A 21827-nucleotide genomic window follows, 5' to 3' on the forward strand; every position below is an offset into this window, starting at 1 on the left:
TTGTGGTTTATTGCTAGCATTCGTTAGTGGTGCCGTTATGGCTGCTGAAACCGATTTTGAATCAATTCTCGATGAGCTAAAAGCTTCCTTAATTGCAGAGCCATCAAAATCCTCTGAATTAATACAATATTTGCAAGAAAATGTTGGAGATTTAACAAGAGATCAGCAGGCAAGATTTCTTACTTTAAAAAGTAATAAAGAGTTATTTAACGGTATGTATGATAAGGCTTATCGTTTGCTCGTGGAGGCGGAGGAGTTGAGCCACTCTCCCAGCCTGCTTAACTCTATCTACCTATATCAAGCGACATCTTTGATAGCGCTTAAAAATTATCAAGGTGCGCTAGAAGCCATGTCTAAGAATTTGAGCCGAATAGAGGAGATCGATGATGTTACCATCAAGATGACCTCATATTTAAGGCTGGCTAATCTATATCTTGATCTTGAAGTGTTTGATGAAGTTAAACGTTATGCTTCTCTCTCATTAGAGTTTAGTCGAGGCGTATCAACTAAAGAGCAGTGCTATGCCAAAATATTATTGGCGGCTTCGTCGCTCAAGTTAGCTCATTACCAGCAAGCCGAGCAAGAGTTTGAAACAACCAAGTCATATTGTTCAGAACACAATATTCCACTTATCGTTGCTATGTCTGATAAGGGGATGGGGGATTCGGCTCTTAAGCTAGGGAAATTTGATATTGCCAAGAATTATCTCTTGTCAGCACTCGCTCAATATCAACAGTTTCAATTTCAACTCGAGCTTAACGACGTAAATTCTTTGCTCGCCGAAACCTACTTATCTCTATCCGATCTGGATAGTGCCATCAATTATGCGCAAATGGTGATATCTCTGCCAAATGACCCAAGTAATTTAGAAGCCAAGATGCGGGCAACAAAAGTCATGTCTGTTGCGTTTGAAAAGCGTCAAAATTTTAAACAAGCCTATGATTATTTAGCTGACTATATAAAAATAAGTGATAGCTTAATTGATGAAACCAAAGCGAAGGCTTATGCCTACCAGATGGCGAAATTTGAGAATGCCGAAAAGACCCGTGAGATTAAGATGCTTAATCAAGATAGGGCGTTATATACCGCTCAACAAAAAGTGGTAGAGCTAGAGCGCTATAATGAGAGTTTAGCCTTAATGATTTTGCTTGGATGCTCAGTCGGTTTTGTTATTTTTGGGATGACAATGTTCATTCAGCAGCGTAAGTATAAGCGGATCTCTCAGTTGGATCAGCTGACAGGCATTCTTAATCGCGGTACAGGCCAAGATTTTGCCGAAAACTTGTTTATTGACGTGCTCGCACACCGAGGTGTGTTTAGCGTTATCATGTTTGATCTCGACCATTTTAAAGTCATTAATGATACTTTGGGCCATAGTGCTGGAGATTGGGCTTTAAAACGGGTTGTTGAAGCCGTCACCCCATTATTGAGGAGCCGAGATCTATTTGTTCGTATGGGCGGTGAGGAGTTTTGTATATTTTTGCCAAATACGACTGCAGAAGATGCACTTCACTTAGCTGAGGAATGTCGCGTTACCATCGATAATATACCGACAAAGCCCCATTATAGTGAGCTTCATATTACAGCGAGTTTTGGTGTGTGTACGAGTATGGAAAATGATCTTAGTTTAGACCCCATGATGAAACGTGCCGATATCGCTATGTATCAGGCTAAACACAGTGGTCGTAATCGCGTGGTAGAGTATCAAGCTGACATGGTGATTAGTGCTGCTTCTTAGCCTTTGATTCCTGAAGGCTTGATTGGCATTTTGTTTTTCAAGCCGATGTTTGTTATTGCTGTTTCACAACTCCTTTTATTCATTTTAACTCGCGATGAATCTGCCATCCTGGTGTTATACCAATCAATATAAAGATGTGGTTGCTAAGCGGTGATTTAGCGCTAAGGGTTTGTGCTGATAAGGCAAGGTCGCTCCTCGGCTCTAGCATCCTAGGTAATCGCTCTATGTGTTACCCTAGCTCTTAAATCCCTTCAGTCGCGCTTCGTCCTACCTTCTATATCCATAGAGTCGTGCATTAAAGACATTCACAACACCAGACCTCCAGGATTAAGGGAATATCTTAAGTCTGTCGAGAACATGCAAGGCCTCGTTGTTTGCAACGAGCGAAGCGCATACTTGCTCTAGGGGCAAACTCGTTAACACGGCATCAAAAGTGCTAAAATTCACCTGTTAGGCGTGTTTTGTTTGGCCACTACCGTTACCTTTCTACTTTTGTATTGAATGACCTCATAAGGAATTCGTCTTTAATTCGTCTTTAATTAGTCGGCAAAAAATGCACTGAGTAGAAGGCCTTCTTATAATGATTGATATCAGAAGGTCTTCAGCTTCAATAATTATCTATAAAAGTTGTTTTTTTCTAATTATTTTTATCCTTAACCAATGTTTTTTGTGATGTTGATCGACAAACGTTACCGTTATGTTGCACCGATATTGTGCAGCTAGTAACTACCTTGACGTCAACGTTAAAATAAAACACCTGTTTGATTTTTGCTCTGTTTGTTTATTTCTCATGACATTGATTTCACTAGTTTTATACCGCTTTCCTTCAGCGTTAATCAAAACGGATGTCAATTTTATTTGTATGAACTCAATACGAATTTGTTGTAAACATTATTGTACGTCACGTATTTTAATTACGTAATGATTTACAACTGTTGGTTGTTGGTAAATTTGTCTGACAACTTGTTAGTGGTGAGGTTGAAGGTATTGTTGGTGTTTTAAAATATGGTTATTTAATAATGGTTTGGGTTAGGTTTTTATGTTTGGTAAGACCAATTCATTATTCAGTTAATTTGTTTTTTATCTATTTTCTGGTTTGGCCGAACTGTTGCAAATACAACCTTTTGTTAGTAGGTTTTGTTCAAAACATACATTTGAAAGTACATTTGATGGTTTTTTAATAATGTATTTACATAGCTGGCGTTCAACGTGGTTTATTGGCAAATAGCCCCGGAGTCAAAACCAAATGATTGCCAAGTTATGGTTTTAATCGAAGAGCTTCTAGCAAATGTTTGTGTACCAAATGTCTGTTTACCAAATGTCTGTGCGCATAGACAGCTGGCACTAATTAAATACATCTATTTTAACGTTATGCACTTGGGAGATATCAGGATGACTGAACCAGTATTAAATAAAGACTTAACCGAGGCATCCATTCACCTAACAGGTGAACATATTCCTGGACAGGAAGTTGTGCTTAATGAAGGGGCGTTAAATCTTCTCGAAGTGCTTTGTAGAGAGTTTGCTAAGGAAGTGCCATCTTTGTTAGCTAGCCGCAAGGCTAAACAAGAGCTTATCGATGCAGGACAGCTACCAGACTTCTTACCACAAACGAGAGCGATTCGTGACGGCGAATGGCAGATCCGTGGTATTCCAAGTGATCTTCAAGATAGGCGAGTTGAAATCACAGGGCCTGTGGACCGCAAGATGATCATTAACGCGCTGAATGCCAACGTCAAAGTGTTTATGGCTGATTTTGAGGATTCACTTTCACCTAGCTGGCAGAAGGTGGTCGAAGGTCAGGTTAACCTTCGTGACGCGGTACGTGGTGAAATTGAGTTCACCGCTCCCGAGACGGGAAAGCATTATGCGCTAAATGAAGATCCCGCCGTACTGATCGCTCGGGTACGTGGTTTACACCTATTAGAGAAACATGTTGAGTTTGACGGTGAGCCGATCCCCGGTGCGTTATTCGATTTCTGCCTCTATTTCTATCATAACTATCGTCAATTACTGGCAAAGAGCAGTGGACCTTATTTTTATATTCCTAAACTAGAGAGCCATGTTGAGGCGCGCTGGTGGGCGAAAGTGTTTGCCTTCGTTGAAGAGCGCTTCTGCATAGCGCCGGGTACGATTAAGTGTACCTGTCTCATCGAAACCTTGCCTGCAGTGTTTGAAATGGAAGAGATTCTGTATGAACTTCGCTCAAATATTGTTGCCCTCAATTGTGGGCGTTGGGATTATATCTTTAGCTATATCAAGACATTAAAGAAGAATAGCGATCGTATTTTACCCGATAGACAAGCGGTAACTATGGACAAGCCATTCCTAAGCGCTTATTCACGCCTACTTATTAAGACGTGTCATAAACGTGGTGCTTTAGCCATGGGGGGAATGGCCGCCTTTATTCCTGCTAAGGATGCTGAACAAAATGAAGCCGTGTTAACCAAAGTACGTGGTGATAAAGAGTTAGAGGCGCGTAACGGTCATGACGGTACTTGGGTGGCGCATCCTGGTTTGGCTGACACCGCCATGGGGATTTTCAACGAGTATATCGGTGAGGACCATGTTAACCAACTGCATATTACTCGTGACGTCGACGCTCCTATTTTAGCCAGTGATTTGCTTATGCCCTGTGAAGGCGAGAGAACCGAAGCAGGTATGAGGCTCAACATTCGTATTGCTTTGCAATACATCGAGGCTTGGATCAACGGCAATGGCTGTGTACCTATCTATGGTTTGATGGAAGATGCGGCGACTGCGGAGATCTCTAGGACCTCAATTTGGCAGTGGATACAGCACGAGCAAAAGCTATCTAACGGTAAGTTAGTAACCAAGGCATTGTTTAAAGAGATGCTGGTAGAAGAGCTCGCTAATGTGAAACTCGAAGTAGGGCCAGATAGGTTCACTCGTGGAAGCTACACTCAGGCCGCGGTGTTACTTGAAGAGATCACAACGTCGGATGAATTGGTGGATTTTTTAACCTTACCTGGCTACGAAATTCTCACTAAATCGGAATAGCGATAAATTTTAATACACTTATTTAATTGATTTTTGAGGTAAAAACTACCTCTCAATAGCAATATTTAGCGCCTTTGGAATTAAGCTGTATTGATTGGCACTGAATCCTAACATACAGATGGAGATGATTATGACTAAGGCAACTACACAGGTTTCACGTCAACAACAGATTGATGCGATCAAGAAAGATTGGGCTGAAAACCCACGCTGGGAAGGTGTTCGTCGTCCTTACACGGCGGAAGACGTAGTCGCCTTACGAGGTTCTATTGTGCCAGAGAATACGATTGCGAGTCGTGGTGCAGCGAAACTATGGGAACTCGTCAATGGTGGCGCTAAGAAAGGCTATGTAAATTCGCTAGGTGCATTGACAGGTGGTCAAGCTGTCCAGCAGGCAAAAGCCGGTATCGAGGCCATTTATCTTTCAGGATGGCAAGTAGCGGCTGATGCTAACCTTGCTGGTACCATGTACCCAGATCAGTCTCTCTATCCCGCAAACTCAGTGCCTTCAGTTGTACAACGTATTAACAACTCTTTCCGCCGCGCCGATCAAATTCAGTGGAGCAACGAAATAGATCCAGGCGATGAAGGATACACAGATTACTTCTTGCCAATCGTTGCCGATGCAGAAGCGGGGTTTGGTGGCGTGTTAAACGCTTATGAATTGATGAAAAACATGATTGATGCGGGTGCTGCAGGTGTTCACTTTGAAGATCAGCTCGCGTCAGTTAAGAAGTGCGGTCACATGGGCGGTAAAGTGCTTGTACCGACTCAAGAAGCGGTGCAAAAGTTAGTTTCAGCGCGTCTAGCTGCCGATGTTAGCGGTGTTGAAACCCTGGTTATTGCGCGTACCGATGCTAATGCTGCTGACCTTCTGACTTCAGATTGTGATCCATATGATGGTGACTTTGTAACGGGTGAGCGCACATCTGAGGGGTTCTATCGTGTCAATGCTGGTATCGACCAGGCGATCTCTCGTGGTCTAGCATATGCTCCTTATGCAGACCTTATCTGGTGTGAAACGGCTAAACCAGATCTTGATGAAGCGCGTCGTTTTGCTGAAGCCATTCACGCTCAGTACCCGAATCAGTTGCTTGCTTATAACTGTTCTCCTTCGTTTAACTGGAAGAAAAACTTGGATGATGCAACGATTGCTAAATTCCAACAAGAGCTTTCAGACATGGGTTATAAGTACCAGTTCATCACTTTGGCGGGTATTCATAACATGTGGTACAACATGTTTGACCTTGCTTATGACTACGCTCGTGGCGAAGGTATGAAGCATTATGTCGAGAAAGTTCAAGAAGTTGAGTTCGCCGCAGCGAAGAAAGGTTATACCTTCGTAGCGCATCAGCAAGAAGTAGGTACAGGTTACTTCGATAAGGTAACCAATGTTATTCAAGGTGGTCAGTCTTCTGTCACAGCGCTTACAGGTTCAACAGAAGAAGATCAGTTTTAACAGTATTACTTGAGTTAACCCTTTCGACTTGCTGCGTTTGCAGCGGTTGTTCCTCGCACTGCGTCCTACGTGCAGTGCGAGGTTTTTATTCCCTTCAAAATTGATTATCAAACTTGCTTGTGTTGGCGGCCGACCTTGGGCCGCATTTTTTTGCTCTTAATCTCAACAATATGGATTTTAGGTCGATATGGTATAAATGGTGCTAGTGACATCATTGTTAATCCAATCATGTCATTGATATGTCGAAAATGAATCTATTTATCCATAGCTACAGATGTAACTGTTATGTTATAAGTTTTTTGTGCCTATACTTCATGAAATAGGGGGCAGTTTTTGACGATATAATAAAAATAATCAATAAACTGCCTGAAAAACAATGATGAAATAACAACAAATATTAGAGAGTAGATAAACATTTGAAGGCTGCAAATCAAGTAAAAGGTGCAGATTACTGGACCAAGCGAATCAGCGAACAAGAGATGCCGGCGTTATGCTCGACAGTTAAATCTCTAGAGAAATTAGCTAAAGATGATGTGTCATCCCTGGCTATTTTAGGGCGCAGTGTGATGCATGATAATGCATTAACATCGCGTATTTTAAGGGTTGCAAATAGCGCTATATATAATAAAGGTACGTCACTCGTGACCACTGTCAGTCGGGCCGCTGTTGTACTGGGCTTCGACACCATTCGTAATATCTGCATTACCGCCAAACTATTGAGTAGTTTGCTCGAAAATAAAGGCCTATCCGAACCTGTTTATCATCGCTTATTGACACTAATGGGGCGGGCGTTTCAAGCGGCTATGTTGGCTAAAATGATGCTGAAAGATCATGATGAAGAGTTGCAAGAAGAAGTTTTTATTGCCGCATTGTTGTACCACATTGGCGAAAGCGCATTTTGGAGTATGGGCGGAGATATAACTGAGCAATTGGATCATCGTTTATCGGATAGTGACAGTAAAGAGGCAAATGCCATTGTTCGAGAATATTTGGGCACATCGTTTGCCCAACTATCAGTAGGGATTGCTCGTAGTTGGGGCTTGGGGGAGGTGTTAGTTAAGTCATTATCTAATCCGGATGAGCGTACTCCTGAGATTCGTTCTATTTTTCTGGCCAATAAGATCAGTGAAATGATGGTGGCAGAGCCGAGCGATCCTGTTGCATTAAATCATCGAATTAAGCAAGCCGCAGATATGTTAGGCATCGAAGTTGATGAGTTTAAAGGGCAGATGATACGGTGTAGCTATGCGACTAAAAAACTTGCTATCAGTTATGGCGCTAAGGTGTTAGTGGAGTTTTTACCAAGCACAGAGCTACTCACGTTAGCCTATGAAGAAGATACTAATAAAGTTGTAGTTAGAGAACCTAATGTAACGCAGCAGCTAAAAAAATTGCGTGAATTAACCGATTGCGCTATCTCAAAAGCAAATTTCAATGAAGTGATCACTGTCACCATTGATGGTGTGTTAAACGGGATTGGGATGGATCGCTGCGCAGTGATGTTATTGTCGCCAAATCGAAAAAGGTTACAGCCTAGGGTTGTCATTGGCGATAATACCGATGTCATGAAAAATGAGTTTATCGTGGAGCTTCATCTCTCGAAAACTGTATTTTCAGAAAGTATTGAGCTTAGGAAAGCCTTGTTTATTGATCACCCCATGTCGGATAAATGGCGTTTATACATGGACAAGGAGCTTGTTGAACATACGTCAAAAACAGGCTTCATGTTGGCGCCATTGATTATCGACAATAAAGTGATAGGTCTGCTTTATGCCGATAGGCACTGTTCAGATAGAGCGATTTCCAGCGATGATTTTGAGCTGTTTACCCACTTTTCCCAACTCACCAATGTGTGCTTATCAGCGTCAGTTGGTCATTAATGTGAGAGCTGGACAGAGGTTAGGGTATAATCGAATTAGTTATTGCTACTCGCTTTAATTTGATTGGTGATTTTCTTAGCTATCTTGTTAGGAATAGGGAAACTTAAGTGATACTGCGCTATCTTCCAACCGCTGGCTGTTAGCAGTAAGGTTCCTGTTCCACGACTGACGCCGTAAGATTGGCTATCAAGCAACTCATCAAACACTATTACGTCATCATGGCGCACCATCTTTCGCTCTATTAAGGCGTAACTCCATCCCTTAGTTGGACGAGCATATTGCGAAAATTGTGTCATATTCCAATACTCGCTCGCGTCTGTGCCAATAAAAATGGCATCATCAGTGTACAGAGAAAAATAGTTATCCCAATCGGCCTTGGCTGCAAACTGATGCAGGTTATCAAGTACCACGGCAGCTTGTTTATTATCATCGGCTTGGTTTGGCGCTGAAAATAACAATATTATGCAGAACAGATTAAGCTTAAGTAATTGACCTAAATGAGTGCGAGTAAAATGATTAAACATATGTATTCCAGTTAAGGGGGATTAATGCCAGTTTACTGGATCTAGTTTAAAAAAGTGACTCATCTGTTGGTATAAGATGGGGTGTAGTTGGCTAAATTCTATTGGCTTCTCAAAAAAGGTCTCTGTTACCACTGCAAAAAACTCTGCTGGATTAGTGGCGCCATAATAATTGAAGATGGAAAACTCTTGATGATTGGCTTTATATTGCAAGCTTGCATATTCTTTCGCCATGATCGACGACCATTGAGCATAGTCTTGTGAACTTGCCAAGATGGGGGCTCCATTTGAGTATCCATCTTCTTGGTCGAGCTGATGTGCAAACTCATGTATAACCACATTATGGCCATCAAAAGGTTGCGCAGCATCCTCTACAGCAGTATGCCAAGAGAGTATCACCTTACCAAATTCCCAAGATTCCCCAGATAGAATATTTTGTTTTTCCCAGATCACACCATTAGTGTCATGTTGCTGATGATTCGCAATAAATAGGCTTGGATAGACCAATATCTGTTTGAGTTTGGGGTAGTAGTCAGTTTCTCTATTAAGCAATAACAAACAGGCTTGCGCGGCAATGGTGACTCGCATCTCATCGTCGATGATGATCCCTTGGCATCCAATGAACTGCTTTTCAGCAATGAACACCTTGATATGCTGTTTTAACTGTAATTGGAGATCGGTAGGAAGAAAGCGAAAATAGGGCATTCTCCGCTTCAATATTGCACGCCATTCACTGGGGAAAGGCATTTTTGTGATTAGCTGGCGTTTGCGTTTGATATAGGCTGGCTTAAACCAGATATAGCTAATAGCGGTAGCGCTGAGTATCAATATAATGAAAATAGCCAGCATGTAATTCTCCCTATTTTATATTATTAATATGCGGCTCTATATTGACTTTTCAACGTACGGAAGCTGAAGAATAACGCAAATACGAAACTCAGAAGATGTGGTGATGTGCTTGAAAAAAAAGCTGGCAGCCCAGAGTTAACTGTTGGGAGAAATCTGCTGCCAGAAAAGGGTGGGGGGAACACGGTTTAATCGACTGAAATAGATTGTTCTATTTGTTGTCTTTCAGACTCTGTTAATGAGTAATGGTGCTCAATTAAAAATCGAATTAATTTAGATTTTGCAATATCACAACCACTGGCTAACTCCGCTAAATGGGCAATCGCCGATTCGCTGAGTGTAAATGTTGCTTTGCGATAAGGCGCATCTCCTTTTGGAAACACCTTTATCGGCTGCGTTAACAATGACTCCTTAGCGTTGGCGCAACCATTAAATCTGGTTTCAAGTTCAATAACTTGTGCCAATTTTTTAACTTGTTCAGGTTTCCCCTCAGCATAATGGGTGGCGTCATCTATAAAGTCGTCGATTAACTCGTTTAATGACATCTGCAGTTGTCTGCACGCTACCGTGCTACTAGACTGCGTAGAGTTTTTCTTGAGATCGGCCAGTCCCATATCCACCCCTTAGCTGGTTCATCTGTTGTTCGGCAAGACGGTTACGAATTTCTGTTGCACTACTCGCTTGAAGCATTTCACAGGCGATGCTGCGGATCTCTTCAGCCGCCTTTCCTTTAGGCTGAGTTTCCATAACGGAAAGACCTGATTCTTCGCTGTCATCGTAGATGTTTCGGCTATAGGTGATCGCATCGAGAACATTGATATCGTATGTTTTACATACTTCCTTCGCTTCTATAATGCGATTGACTTGATTAGGTAAGCTAGGACATTGAGTGATAACAAATGATGCTCGCATTTTAGGGTTGATCATCATACATGTTGCGACGATATCATCCATATGGCTAACGGTCTTGAGATCGCGTCGCTTAGGTCTGAGGGGCATCAACACGTGAGAAGCTACAGACATTGTTGCACGTAGTGCAAGGTTATCTTGCCCACCACAGTCGACCAGTACAAAGTCGTAGTGCTGTTCTAAGCTAAGTAAGTCGTTACGGATCTTACCGTAGAGTTGCACGCAATTGATGCTAGCTAATTCGCTATTATTGTTGCGCGCTTGGATCCAGTCTGAGGTGGTCCGTTGTGGATCACAGTCAACCATAATGACTGATGCACCGCATTCAACGGTGAGAAACACCGCGATATTTTGTGCGAGGCAACTTTTGCCACTACCACCTTTTTCACCGCCAACTAGTATGATCATTATTTTTCCTCTCGACTGTCAGAGATTGCCGATGTTTGTTGTTCGATAGCTTTGGCATTAGGAGCTTTAGGTTTGCCAAATGTTAGCTTAAGATTCAATTTAGGTGTTTCTTTACAATCGGTCAACTGTATGAATTTTGACGTTTTTTTAGCTAATGGCGCTTGTCATTTTCTTGACTAAAACCCTTGTTTGGCAGAAACTTGACACTGTGGCAGAATGATAGGATTCGTTTGTTATATATCCGTTAATAATCAGTTGGTTGTTGTTGCTTTTTCTCAGTATTTAGAGCGTTTTTTATCACCGCTTAGCTGTTATTTTCATACTTTAGATTTACCCTTATTTCTTTGGGTTATGAATTTTTAAATTTTATGGTTAATTTAATATATAGAAATGTGATCTTGATCGGCTGATGAGCATCGCTAGGTTTAGGTTTTACTTTATGTTTCAATAACCCTCATTCGAATGAACAGGAATAGAAGTGATGGATGATAAGTTGCTCATTGAGGCGATTAATCAAAAAATGCCATTTGGTAAGTATGCAGGACGTAAGTTAATCGAATTACCAGAACCTTATTTAGTGTGGTTTCATAGTGAAGGGTTCCCTGAAGGTAAATTAGGTCAACAGTTGGCCTTGATGTATGAGATTAAGCTCAATGGGCTTGAGGGAATGCTAAAACCATTAATAGTTCCCAGAGAGTAATGTTTATTGGTGGGAATGAGAGCTTGATCTAAATCTCCAGCATTACCAAGCTAATTCCCCTAGTTCGGTAGAGATTTATTACTAAGCTCGTGGTTTAATGTTTAAGTAACGTTGAATATATAAGGAATAACAATGATAGCTAAACTTGTTCGCTTGGCAGCTGCTGCCACCTTAGCTCTCGGGATCTCTAGTGCGTGGGCTGCTGGTGTTGTACATGAAGGCCAGGTGGTAGATACCATGAATGCGGGTGGTTACACCTACGTACAGATTAAAGAGTCAGATAAAACCTTTTGGGCTGCAGGCCCTCAAGTTGAAGTGGTAAAAGGTGATGTTGTTGTTGTCCAAGAGCAAATGTGGATGAATGACTTTACTAGCAAAACATTAAACCGCACATTTGATGAGTTGTTGTTTGTGGGTCGTATCGATAAGAAGTAAAACGTCATATAGACAAACACTAATGCTGACAGGTATTCGTTGGTTAAATAGCGCTGATAATCGATTATCAGCGCTATTTTTTTGTTAATACAATACTCATGGCTTATCTCTTCTTAGTAGAGGTATTCAATGTATAGAGTGATTTAATGTATAAAGTTATCCCATATGTGCCAGCATACGCATTGCAAGTCAGTAAGCTTTATCACTTAGCAGTGCAAGAAATTGATGAAACATTATATTCAGCCGAGCAAAAACAGGCCTGGTCTAAAGCACCGCGTTCTGCTTATCACTGGAATAAACGTCTGAGTCGCAGCAAAGCATGGATAATGATTGATACTGCGCTGCAGGTGGGCGATGACTATTTGTGTCTTGGTTTTATCAATGTGGAAACCCACTTTAACAGCAGAGGTTATATCGATAGCCTCTACGTCTTGCCAGAACGTCAGGGTGAAGGAGTTGCAAGCGCGTTATATCAAACATTAGAACAATGGGCTAAAGATTCTACTGTTTCGCGCTTGAGTGTTGATGCGTCAAAATTATCTAAACGGCTATTTTTATCCCAGGGGTTCAAATTTCACCACAATCGGTACCAAGAGAAGTGTGGTGAAATTTTTCTCGCCTTCTACTTGTCGAAACAACTGGCCTAATCGATTAACTTAACCGTTTACTTAAAGGTGGCTGGTATATTCGACATGTGGAGTTAATTGACCATTAAGCCCCTGTTCACGAGACATGAAACGAATAAAGGCTTCTGGAAGCGTTAGCTCTGTGATCTCTTCTTGCCACTCAGCATTGAGTAATGCCTGATATCCCTCTTTACCAGACGCGGTATACGCCGATGAAACGCCATAGTAAAAAGCCACAGTATCAATCTGTTGCCAGCACTCTACGGCATCTTGATACACTAAAACTTCTAGCTTTACTACACGAGAGCCTTTCTCTTTACGACCATCATAGTAGTAGCGTAATCCATAGGTGTAGGGAAAACTTCCAGCCCCTGTGCCCGTAATACTGTTGTTAGTGGCAGAGTTAATCGCCGATTCGATAGCCTGACAAAGATATTTACCTTGAATACGATATTTCACCAGCGGCAATGCAAAAGGAAGTAGACGACCTAACACATCGGCCATAGTAACGGCGCCTTTGTTTAATGATTGCCTAACGCCCCCAGCGTTGTGAAGAACGAAATCAACCTGATCTGTTATTCGCTGAGTTTCGTGATAGATACTCTTGCATACCCAGGGGGCTATCTCACTGCCATGGGGTAAGGCTTTGCTTGGTAACCGAGTGTGAACTAGATTTTTGGGAATAAATCCCAGTATTTGATGTTCAAGTGCTGTGAGTGCTGGATGATATTTAGATTGAATCACTTCGGTAATTGATTCGTCCTCTTCATCCCATAATATAAAGGGATGCGCGGATAGTTTGTTCATTAGCTGTTGGTAATCATCGGCTGCAATTTGTTCATCAGACTCAATTAATAAATGCCTATCAAGCATGAAATAGTTACCGCCCACAAGGGAGATAACATGTCCTTCTCGATCAAATTCGATATCACAAAGCCCTAAGGTTTCAGCATATTTCCCAGCATGAATAATAGGTGTGTTATTAACCGATGCACCATAAGGAAGAGCGTTAATCCCAAGTTGTTTAAAATCACCCTGTAGCGTATGTGAATGACCGCCAATGATAAGGCTAATGCCATCGACTTCAGTAGCTAACTGCTTGTCCTTATCGAAACCAAGATGACTCAGCAAGACAATATGCTTTATTCCCTGCTGATGGAGTAACGCAACGGTATTGGCCGTGGTTTCTATCGCATTGGCAAACAGGGTGTCGTCGTCGGGGCGTGCGATCTCTTTCATCTGATCTAGGGTGATGCCAATAATGGCCAATTGTTTATCGCCAATCGGCTTTAATAGCACTTTTGCCGTTTGGGTTAGATGATCATAGTCATACAAACGTGGATGCTTAGACAGGGGCGCATTTTTGCTGAGCTCTTCTTGACTGAGATCCATATTGCCTGCTAACAAAGGAAATTGGATGTTGTCCAAGAAATTTTTAACTGGCTCATTTCCAGCATCAATTTCGTGATTACCCAGTACCATCGCATCTGGCTTTAATCGATTTAGCAGATCGGCGTTGGCTACACCTTTAAACTGACTAAAGTAGAGGGTTCCCTGAAAACTATCGCCGCCATGGAGGAACAGAAAACTTTGCTGTGCCTGATTGGCCTTTTGCCTTGCAAGTTCAACTTGATATCCGATGCGCGCATAGCCGCCGCTTTGAGAATAAACTTCATATTGCTTATTGTCTTGGGTTAGCAGAAATTGCACCCGCGATGGGTCAAAATGTGAATGGGTGTCGTTAATATGCGCAAGCTTTAGGGTATATCTAACTGTCATGTAGGCCTCTTTTGTGGGGGAAAGGATTATAGCGCAATTGGCCTAAATGAAAAAGGGAAGCATTAGCTTCCCTTTGAGTCTTGGTTCTGATGTTTACCGTAAACTCAGTAATTGATTTATTATCAATTACTTTATCGCGATCAGTTGGTGATTATTTACTTTATGACTATGTCTTGAGGCTTGTCATCACCAAGGTGATCGTTACTGCCATCGGCACCGTCATCAGAGAGGCGAATGCCTTTATGAGTCATGCGCCTTTGCCACAGTTTACGAGCCAGCTGCTGCATATCTGTCACAGGATCGTTGCTATCGACAATCTCAAGCCCTAGTAAAGACTCAATAATATCTTCAAGCGTAACAATGCCTTGGTTACTGCCATATTCATCTACGATCATCGCAATTTTAGTACTACGTTTAATCATCAGTTCGAATAACGGCAATATTTTTGCTGTTTCTGGCACGATAAGTAAGTTCCGCTTTAGCACAGATATGGACGCTTCAGGCGTCTTGCGCTCTGCAAGCAAAATCGCATTGCGGTTGATATAACCAATAATGTTATCTCTGTCTTCTTCGAAAATAGGAATTCGAGTAAATGGACATTTTTGATGTTGCTTTGAGAACTCTTGCTGGGTCAACTCGGCATTTAAACTGAACATGACGGTTCTGGGAGTCATTATCGCTGTAACTGGCATCTCTTTAACTGACAACATTTGAGTCAAAATCTTTGACTCTTGTTCATCGAGTTCGCCCGATTCGTGTCCGATTTTCGCCATGGCACTCATCTCTTGGCGAATATAAGATCCATCATCACCTTTTCCCATTAATTGAGTAACTTGTTGAGACATCCAAATTAATGGTTTGGTCAGGCGTTCCATCCACACGAGTACTAGCGATACGCTTGGTGCCAATGTACGCCAATAGTTCGCGCCTAATGTTTTTGGAATAATTTCTGAAAAGAATAGAATTAAGAAGGTTAATACACCAGAAAAGACACCTAACATCTCATCGCCAAACACTTTAGCTGCTTGTGCGCCAGCCACCGCAGCACCCACTGTGTGTGCTATGGTATTAAGTGTTAAAATCGATACCAGTGGCGATTCAACGTTAGCCTTTTGTCGGTTTAAACGCTCCGCTGCCGCAGGATTTTCCTCTTTTAAAGTAGCAATATAACTAGGTGTTACAGATAGAAGCACTGCTTCGAACACGCTACAGAGAAACGAGATCCCAATAGCGAAAAAGATAATAACAATAAGGGTTATCATGGGGGAGGTAAAATAACTCCGAGTAACGAGCCAACATTAGCTCGGCCGCAATTCTATCATAGTCTATTTCGTTGCTGGCTAAAATTTGCTGGTATCTGTATAATTCGCCGCCCTGTGGCAGGTTTGGTTTGAGGTTAGTCGAAATGAGTGGAAAGAAGATCAATTTATTGGATCTTGATCGTAAAGGATTAAGAGCATTGTTTTCCGAGATGGGTGAAAAGCCATTTCGTGCTGATCAATTGATGAAATGGTTGTATCATTTTGGCGAAAGTGACTTCGAACAGATGACGAATATCAATAAAGCGCTACGGGCAAAACTTGCCGAGCGCTGCGAAATCGTTGCTCCTGAAATTTCTAGTTATCAAAAATCAACCGATGGCACCATTAAGTTTGCGATTAACGTTGGCAATGGCCAAGAGGTTGAAACGGTTTATATTCCAGAGGAAGATAGAGCGACGCTGTGTGTATCTTCGCAAGTGGGCTGTGCGCTGGAGTGTACTTTCTGCTCGACGGCTCAGCAAGGCTTTAACCGTAACCTAACTGTATCTGAAATTGTCGGTCAGATCTGGCGCGTTTCTCATTTCCTAGGGTTTCAAAAAGAGACTGGCGAACGTCCAATTTCAAACGTCGTTATGATGGGAATGGGTGAGCCACTACTTAACCTTAAAAATGTCATGCCTGCTATCGATATCATGCTCGACGATTTTGGTTTTAGCCTATCGAAACGTCGCGTTACGGTATCGACTTCGGGGGTTGTGCCAGCACTCGATATCTTGGGTGATAATTTAGATGTGGCCTTGGCGGTGAGTATTCATGCGCCAAATGATGAATTGCGTGATGTATTAGTACCCGTTAATAAAAAGTACCCTTTGGAAGACTTTTTAGCGGCTATTCGTCGTTATTTAGCTAAGTCAAACGCTAACCGCGGCCGTGTCACCGTTGAATATGTGATGTTAGATCATATTAACGACAGCACAGATCAAGCCCATGAGCTTGCTAAGCTAATGAAAGATACCCCGTGTAAGATTAACTTAATTCCGTTTAATCCGTATCCAGGCTCACCTTATGGTCGTTCATCGAATTCACGTATTGACAGGTTTTCTAAAGTGCTAATGGAATATGGCTTAACCGTTATCGTACGCAAGACGCGCGGAGACGATATCGACGCAGCGTGTGGACAGCTTGCGGGGGATATTAGAGATAGAACTAAACGTTTAGCGAAAAAACGCATGCAAGATAGTCAGATTTCAGTCACAATAAACTAACTTATTGTATCTGCAAAAAGATAGGCTTGCTAATGAAGCTCAAAAAGCCAAAAATTTCGATATTGATCATCCTGACATCTATGGTGATGTCAGGCTGTGTTACAGAACGAACCTATAGCGGCACAGATGTCCCTGTGACTGAGAAAGTATTTGATAATGCCGCCGCAGCGCGTCAGCGTGTTCAGTTGGGGCTGACTTACCTACGTAAAGGTAATAGTGAGCAAGCCAAATATAATTTGGATAAAGCGCTCGAATTTGCTCCAAATCTTGAAGATGTGCATATTGCGCTAGCCTATTATTATCAATCAGTTGGCGAACTAGAGTTGACTGAGAAGTCTTATCGTGATGCCATTAACACCCGTGACGCCACTGGAGATTCAATGAATAACTTTGGCGTATTTTTATGCCAGCAAGAGAAATATAAGCAAGCAGAAGAGATGTTTCTCAAAGCGGTTAAAATGCCCAAATACACCAGTTCGGCATCGAGTTATGAAAACTTAGGTGTATGTACCCGAAAATCGGGAGATCTGCCAAAGGCACAACGTTATTTTGAAATGGCATTGAACTACGATCCACGCCGCGGTACCTCGCTATTAGAATTAGCTGAAATTGATCTGGAACTTGGTCGATATTCAGAAGCGAAAAAAGGGTTAGCGCGTTATCATCGAGTCGTGCCAGAGTCGGCGCAAAGTTTAGCGCTAGGAATTAAAATTGAGCAAGGCCTCAATGATTCGGAAGCAGTAAGAAAATTTGGTATATTACTACTGGCTAAATTTCCCGCTTCCTATGAGGCTAAGCAGTATAGAGCAAGTATGCACTAATGACTGATAATCAAACTGAGATGCTCAAGGATGATGCAGAAAATATAAAGGAAGCAGCCCCCAAATTGGGAGCATTGCTTAAAGAGGCTCGCGAAACACAAGGCTTAAGTATCGAACAGATCGCTGAGCAGTTGCATTTGCGGCCGTCTATTGTGTCTGACATCGAAGCCGATGATTATTCAAATATTGCTTCAGCAACGTATGTCAAAGGTTACGTTAAGAACTATGCCCGTATCGTTAGCCTCGATAAAGAGGTCGTTAACGCGGCGTTGGCTCAGTATTTTCCTGTAGCTGACTCGCCAACTATGCAAAGTTTTTCACGTAAAACGACACGTCAGGCCAGAGATGGTTGGTTAATGATGGTGACCTATTTCATCATTTTTACCCTGTTAGCATTGTTGGTTGTTTGGTGGCTGCAAAAATCAGAGATGATGTCTGGCGTTGATTTGTCAAAACTGACTGTCGAAGAAGTGGCAGAAATTGAAACTGATGAAGCCCGCCCAGCCTTGTTCGATAAATCTACTGAGCCAGCAGAGGGGTCGTTAGAAGCTGAGACTGGGGTTGAGCTTCAAGTCCTCACCGAGAGTAGCGGATTGAACCAAGCACAAGAGAGTTCAGCCAATACTGTTGATGAGCAACCTACAGCGACTAATCCATCCTCAGAAAGTGATGCTAGTGAGGGCAACGGTTCTGCTGTAGCGATGAAACTAGCTGGTGATTGCTGGATTAAATTGACCGACGCGCTAGGGAATACGCTGGTTGATGGGCTTAAAGTTGCGGGAAGTGAGCTTAATGTTGTTGGCCAAGAGCCGTTTAACATTATACTCGGTGCGCCACAGTCCCTCGAATTGAGTATCAATGGTGAAAGTGTCGATTTGACAAAATACCCAAAGGGTAGAGTTGCTCGGCTAACACTAACGAGCTCCACCAATCTTTGAAGTAGAAGAGTAAATTAAGATGTACAACGAGTCTCCAATCATTAGACGTCCATCGACACGAATTTATGTGGGTAATGTACCTATTGGTGATGGCGCCCCTATTGCTGTGCAGTCGATGACCAATACTCGTACTACCGATGTTGAGGCCACCGTCGCCCAGATCCGTGCATTAGAAAAAGTCGGTGCCGATTTAGTTAGAGTATCGGTACCGACTATGGATGCGGCCGAAGCATTTAAGTTGATTAAGCAGCAGACTAATATCCCGCTGATTGCCGATATTCACTTCGATTACCGTATTGCCCTAAAAGTGGCTGAATATGGTGTCGATTGTTTGCGCATTAACCCTGGTAATATCGGCAACGAAGAGCGGATCCGCAGCGTTGTTGAATGTGCTAGAGATAAGAATATTCCTATTCGTATTGGGGTCAATGGCGGTTCATTAGAGAAAGATCTCATGGACAAGTACAAAGAGCCGACGCCAGAAGCGCTGCTCGAGTCTGCCATGCGTCATGTGGATATTTTAGATAGGCTAAACTTTGACCAGTTTAAGGTCAGCGTTAAAGCCTCTGATGTATTTTTAGCAGTCGAATCCTATCGATTACTCGCCAAACAGATTAAACAACCGCTACACCTTGGGATCACCGAAGCCGGTGGTGCCAGAGCAGGGTCGGTTAAATCCGCTGTCGGCCTAGGTATGTTATTGGCTGAAGGGATTGGTGATACTCTCAGAATCTCATTAGCTGCCGATCCAGTTGAAGAGATTAAAGTTGGCTTCGATATTTTAAAGTCACTGCGTATTCGATCTCGTGGCATTAATTTTATCGCTTGTCCTTCCTGTTCTCGTCAAGAGTTTGATGTCATCGCTACGGTTAATGCGCTTGAGCAACGTCTAGAGGATGTTGTTACGCCGATGGATGTGTCGATTATCGGCTGTGTTGTTAACGGTCCTGGTGAAGCGTTAGTGTCTGATATAGGCCTTACTGGTGGTAACCGTAAGAGTGGATATTTTGACAATGGTGTGCGTCAGAAAGAGCGTTTCGATAACGAGCATATCGTTGATCAATTAGAAGCAAAAATACGTGCAAAAGTGGCAACGATTAATGCCCGTATTCCAGCGACTGACGTGACTCAGTCGTAAGACTGTTAGCGTGAGCCTGAAGTGATTAAACTCCTGGGTCGCAACCCTGTAAAAGATTGAGGTTGTGTCCTAGGTCACTGACGTTTATCGTCAGTTTTGCGTTTATTATTGATGCGCCTATAATGCGGGGCGCTTTTTTATTTTTATAGCTAATTTCGGACGAGTTAACAGTGGCAAAACAGATCCAAGCGATACGCGGAATGAACGACATTCTGCCAACACAAAGTCCTTTATGGCAGAAACTAGAAGCTGTACTACGAGATACCGTAGCGGCTTATGGATACAGCGAGATTAGAACGCCGATTGTTGAAAGTACCGATCTGTTCAAGCGTTCAATTGGCGAAGTCACTGACATCGTTGAAAAAGAGATGTATACCTTCGCCGATCGTAATGGCGACTATCTCACGTTACGTCCAGAAGGCACGGCTTCTACGGTTCGCGCAGGCAACGAGCACGGCTTGTTGTATAACCAAGAGCAGCGTTTGTGGTACATGGGACCTATGTTCCGTCACGAACGTCCACAGAAGGGACGTTACCGTCAGTTTAATCAATTCGGTGTTGAGGTGTATGGCATTGGAACCGCAGATGTTGATGCTGAAGTATTGATGATGTCGGCGCGTCTGTGGCAGAAATTAGGCATTAGCGAGCATGTTAAGCTTGAGCTTAATACTCTTGGCGATGCAGCAGAACGAGCAGTATATCGTGATGCATTAATTGCTTTTCTCGAGCAGTACAAAGAGCAGCTCGATGAAGATAGCCAGCGCCGTATGTACACCAATCCGCTGCGTGTGCTAGATACTAAAAATCCAGATGTACAAGCATTATTAGCCGACGCCCCCGAGCTGATGGATTACCTTGGCGAAGAGAGCAAGGCGCATTTTTCACATTTATGTGAACTACTTGACGCAGTTGGTATCAAATACACCATTAACCCACGCTTAGTGCGTGGTTTAGATTACTATAATCGCACAGTATTTGAATGGGTTACAGATAGTTTAGGTGCCCAAGGTACCGTGCTTGCTGGTGGTCGTTATGATGGACTAGTAGGCCAGTTAGGTGGTAAGGATACGCCAGCTGTCGGGTTTGCTATGGGGTTAGAGCGTATCGTTTTGATGTTAGAAACGCTTGAGCTGACCGATGACGTCCGCGGCGCTGTTGACGTGTATGTTACCGCGATGGGCGATAACTGCCGAGTTGAAGCGATAAAGGTTGCGCAGCAATTGAGAGAGATTGCAGGCCTTAAAGTCATGAGTCATTGTGGCGGTGGTAACGTTAAGAAGCAGATGAAACGTGCCGATAAAAGCGGTGCCCTCGTTGCGATTGTGATTGGTGAGAATGAACTTGCTAATAATCAAGTGGCGGTTAAATATCTGCGTGAAGACAAAGAACAACAATTAGTTGCGCGTGATTCGTTAGCGACTTACATTGCAGAGCTGATTTAAAGGGGAAGATTAAAGTGGAAATTTATAGCACAGAAGAACAACAAGTTGATGCTATCAAACAGTTCTGGAAAGACTATGGCAGCTCGATTGTCATCGGGGCCGTTGTTGGTTTAGGCGGTCTATATAGCTGGAACTATTATTCAGATTATAAGGTGGCTCAGGCGGAAGAAGCGTCAGAAACCTTTCAAGCGGTCAGCAATTCAGTTAAATCGGATTCGACTATGCTTGCTGCGGCTGATAGTTTTGCCAAAGACTACCAAAGTCAAAAAGGCTATCAAGCACTACTTGAACTGATCGTGGCGAAAGCGGCTGTCGAAGCGGGCGATTTAGCTAAAGCTGAGCAGTCACTGAAACAAGTGGTTGCCGATAATGTCGATGAAGGACTCGTCGCCGTTGCAACGCTTCGATTGGCTCGAGTGCAAGCAGAGCAAGGGCAGTTTGCTACCGCTATTGCCACTTTAGACCAAGTCTCTGCACCAGAATTTTCGGTGCAACGTGACGAACTAAAAGGTGATTTTCTAGTACGTCAAGGCGAATCAGATAAAGCGAAGAGTGCCTACAAAGCTGCTATAGATAATGGTGGCGCAGCGTCGAGCCCAGCGCTTCAAATGAAGCTTGATAACCTGAATAAGGCATAAGGAT

The 21827-nt window shown here is 42.8% G+C and carries 19 protein-coding genes; 13 read left to right on the forward strand and 6 right to left on the reverse strand.

What is annotated here, in order from left to right; genetic code table 11:
- Positions 1–37: 37 nt before the first annotated feature.
- From K0I62_RS05805 to K0I62_RS05820, 4 genes are all read left to right on the forward strand, one after another.
- Positions 38–1738 carry a GGDEF domain-containing protein gene (locus K0I62_RS05805; RefSeq protein WP_220070542.1) on the forward strand — a complete coding sequence of 567 codons (1701 nt, stop codon included), beginning with the start codon at positions 38–40 and terminating at the stop codon, positions 1736–1738.
- A gap of 1392 nt (positions 1739–3130) precedes the next feature.
- The gene (gene aceB / locus K0I62_RS05810) at positions 3131–4759 is read left to right on the forward strand and encodes a malate synthase A (protein WP_220070543.1); all 1629 of its coding nucleotides are present in this window, start codon (positions 3131–3133) and stop codon (positions 4757–4759) included.
- Between the two features lie 130 nt (positions 4760–4889).
- A complete protein-coding gene (gene aceA, locus K0I62_RS05815) occupies positions 4890–6215 on the forward strand; it encodes an isocitrate lyase (protein ID WP_220070544.1) in 1326 nt (441 codons plus the stop codon).
- 416 nt (positions 6216–6631) lie between these two features.
- Positions 6632–8095: an HDOD domain-containing protein gene (locus K0I62_RS05820; RefSeq protein WP_434086829.1), complete on the forward strand. Its 1464-nt coding sequence runs from the start codon at positions 6632–6634 to the stop codon at positions 8093–8095.
- Between the two features lie 35 nt (positions 8096–8130).
- Here K0I62_RS05820 and K0I62_RS05825 read toward each other — a convergent pair whose 3' ends face one another.
- The 4 genes from K0I62_RS05825 to K0I62_RS05840 all read right to left on the reverse strand — a co-directional run bounded on the left by K0I62_RS05825 (position 8131) and on the right by K0I62_RS05840 (position 10779).
- Entirely contained in the window at positions 8131–8619 is a 489-nt protein-coding gene (locus tag K0I62_RS05825; protein ID WP_220070545.1) for a nuclear transport factor 2 family protein, read from the reverse strand.
- A gap of 21 nt (positions 8620–8640) precedes the next feature.
- Positions 8641–9465 carry a M90 family metallopeptidase gene (locus tag K0I62_RS05830; protein WP_220070546.1) on the reverse strand — a complete coding sequence of 275 codons (825 nt, stop codon included), beginning with the start codon at positions 9463–9465 and terminating at the stop codon, positions 8641–8643.
- Between the two features lie 185 nt (positions 9466–9650).
- Positions 9651–10076, reverse strand: a complete 426-nt coding sequence (locus K0I62_RS05835; protein WP_220070547.1) for a CopG family transcriptional regulator — start codon at positions 10074–10076, stop codon at positions 9651–9653.
- Entirely contained in the window at positions 10036–10779 is a 744-nt protein-coding gene (locus K0I62_RS05840; RefSeq protein WP_220070548.1) for an AAA family ATPase, read from the reverse strand. Before K0I62_RS05840 ends, K0I62_RS05835 begins: the two co-directional genes overlap by 41 nt.
- Positions 10780–11260: 481 nt before the next feature.
- Between K0I62_RS05840 and K0I62_RS05845 the strand changes: the two genes are divergently transcribed.
- The 3 genes from K0I62_RS05845 to K0I62_RS05855 all read left to right on the forward strand — a co-directional run bounded on the left by K0I62_RS05845 (position 11261) and on the right by K0I62_RS05855 (position 12561).
- Entirely contained in the window at positions 11261–11479 is a 219-nt protein-coding gene (locus tag K0I62_RS05845) for a DUF3820 family protein (protein ID WP_220070549.1), read from the forward strand.
- A 132-nt stretch (positions 11480–11611) separates the two neighbouring features.
- Positions 11612–11914, forward strand: a complete 303-nt coding sequence (locus K0I62_RS05850) for an NrfJ (RefSeq protein ID WP_220070550.1) — start codon at positions 11612–11614, stop codon at positions 11912–11914.
- A gap of 146 nt (positions 11915–12060) precedes the next feature.
- Positions 12061–12561, forward strand: a complete 501-nt coding sequence (locus K0I62_RS05855) for a GNAT family N-acetyltransferase (protein WP_220070551.1) — start codon at positions 12061–12063, stop codon at positions 12559–12561.
- A 21-nt stretch (positions 12562–12582) separates the two neighbouring features.
- Here the strand turns inward: K0I62_RS05855 and K0I62_RS05860 are convergent, their stop codons facing one another.
- Positions 12583–14319, reverse strand: a complete 1737-nt coding sequence (locus tag K0I62_RS05860) for a bifunctional metallophosphatase/5'-nucleotidase (RefSeq protein WP_220070552.1) — start codon at positions 14317–14319, stop codon at positions 12583–12585.
- A gap of 155 nt (positions 14320–14474) precedes the next feature.
- The gene (locus K0I62_RS05865) at positions 14475–15581 is read right to left on the reverse strand and encodes a CNNM domain-containing protein (protein WP_220070553.1); all 1107 of its coding nucleotides are present in this window, start codon (positions 15579–15581) and stop codon (positions 14475–14477) included.
- 143 nt (positions 15582–15724) lie between these two features.
- Here K0I62_RS05865 and rlmN point away from each other — a divergent pair, with 143 nt between their 5' ends.
- The 6 genes from rlmN (at position 15725) to K0I62_RS05895 (ending at position 21823) form a co-directional block, all read left to right on the forward strand.
- Complete coding sequence (gene rlmN / locus K0I62_RS05870) at positions 15725–16846, forward strand: dual-specificity RNA methyltransferase RlmN (protein WP_220070554.1); 1122 nt, start codon at positions 15725–15727, stop codon at positions 16844–16846.
- A gap of 32 nt (positions 16847–16878) precedes the next feature.
- Positions 16879–17667: a type IV pilus biogenesis/stability protein PilW gene (pilW, locus tag K0I62_RS05875; RefSeq protein ID WP_220070555.1), complete on the forward strand. Its 789-nt coding sequence runs from the start codon at positions 16879–16881 to the stop codon at positions 17665–17667.
- Positions 17667–18605, forward strand: coding sequence for a RodZ domain-containing protein (locus K0I62_RS05880; protein WP_220070556.1), 939 nt, complete (start codon positions 17667–17669; stop codon positions 18603–18605). The genes pilW and K0I62_RS05880 overlap by 1 nt, the downstream gene beginning before the upstream one ends.
- A 19-nt stretch (positions 18606–18624) precedes the next feature.
- Positions 18625–19743 (forward strand): flavodoxin-dependent (E)-4-hydroxy-3-methylbut-2-enyl-diphosphate synthase, encoded by a 1119-nt coding sequence (gene ispG / locus K0I62_RS05885; RefSeq protein WP_220070557.1) that lies wholly within the window; start codon positions 18625–18627, stop codon positions 19741–19743.
- A gap of 170 nt (positions 19744–19913) precedes the next feature.
- Positions 19914–21185, forward strand: coding sequence for a histidine--tRNA ligase (gene hisS, locus K0I62_RS05890; protein WP_220070558.1), 1272 nt, complete (start codon positions 19914–19916; stop codon positions 21183–21185).
- A gap of 14 nt (positions 21186–21199) precedes the next feature.
- Positions 21200–21823, forward strand: a complete 624-nt coding sequence (locus tag K0I62_RS05895; protein ID WP_220070559.1) for a tetratricopeptide repeat protein — start codon at positions 21200–21202, stop codon at positions 21821–21823.
- The last annotated feature ends 4 nt before the right edge of the window (positions 21824–21827 follow it).

The sequence above is a fragment of the Shewanella psychrotolerans genome (assembly GCF_019457595.1).
Lineage (GTDB): Bacteria > Pseudomonadota > Gammaproteobacteria > Enterobacterales > Shewanellaceae > Shewanella > Shewanella psychrotolerans.

Bases quoted from the DNA above. Each gene is read 5' to 3' on its own strand.
- aceA (WP_220070544.1), top strand. From the start codon at position 4,890: ATGACTAAGGCAACTACACAGGTTTCACGTCAACAACAGATTGATGCG.
- K0I62_RS05880 (WP_220070556.1), top strand. From the start codon at position 17,667: ATGACTGATAATCAAACTGAGATGCTCAAGGATGATGCAGAAAATATA.
- K0I62_RS05850 (WP_220070550.1), top strand. From the start codon at position 11,612: ATGATAGCTAAACTTGTTCGCTTGGCAGCTGCTGCCACCTTAGCTCTC.
- K0I62_RS05855 (WP_220070551.1), top strand. From the start codon at position 12,061: ATGTATAAAGTTATCCCATATGTGCCAGCATACGCATTGCAAGTCAGT.
- K0I62_RS05825 (WP_220070545.1), bottom strand. From the start codon at position 8,619: ATGTTTAATCATTTTACTCGCACTCATTTAGGTCAATTACTTAAGCTT.
- K0I62_RS05845 (WP_220070549.1), top strand. From the start codon at position 11,261: ATGGATGATAAGTTGCTCATTGAGGCGATTAATCAAAAAATGCCATTT.
- K0I62_RS05835 (WP_220070547.1), bottom strand. From the start codon at position 10,076: ATGGGACTGGCCGATCTCAAGAAAAACTCTACGCAGTCTAGTAGCACG.
- K0I62_RS05860 (WP_220070552.1), bottom strand. From the start codon at position 14,319: ATGACAGTTAGATATACCCTAAAGCTTGCGCATATTAACGACACCCAT.
- K0I62_RS05865 (WP_220070553.1), bottom strand. From the start codon at position 15,581: ATGATAACCCTTATTGTTATTATCTTTTTCGCTATTGGGATCTCGTTT.
- K0I62_RS05830 (WP_220070546.1), bottom strand. From the start codon at position 9,465: ATGCTGGCTATTTTCATTATATTGATACTCAGCGCTACCGCTATTAGC.
- ispG (WP_220070557.1), top strand. From the start codon at position 18,625: ATGTACAACGAGTCTCCAATCATTAGACGTCCATCGACACGAATTTAT.
- K0I62_RS05805 (WP_220070542.1), top strand. From the start codon at position 38: ATGGCTGCTGAAACCGATTTTGAATCAATTCTCGATGAGCTAAAAGCT.
- pilW (WP_220070555.1), top strand. From the start codon at position 16,879: ATGAAGCTCAAAAAGCCAAAAATTTCGATATTGATCATCCTGACATCT.
- aceB (WP_220070543.1), top strand. From the start codon at position 3,131: ATGACTGAACCAGTATTAAATAAAGACTTAACCGAGGCATCCATTCAC.
- rlmN (WP_220070554.1), top strand. From the start codon at position 15,725: ATGAGTGGAAAGAAGATCAATTTATTGGATCTTGATCGTAAAGGATTA.
- K0I62_RS05840 (WP_220070548.1), bottom strand. From the start codon at position 10,779: ATGATCATACTAGTTGGCGGTGAAAAAGGTGGTAGTGGCAAAAGTTGC.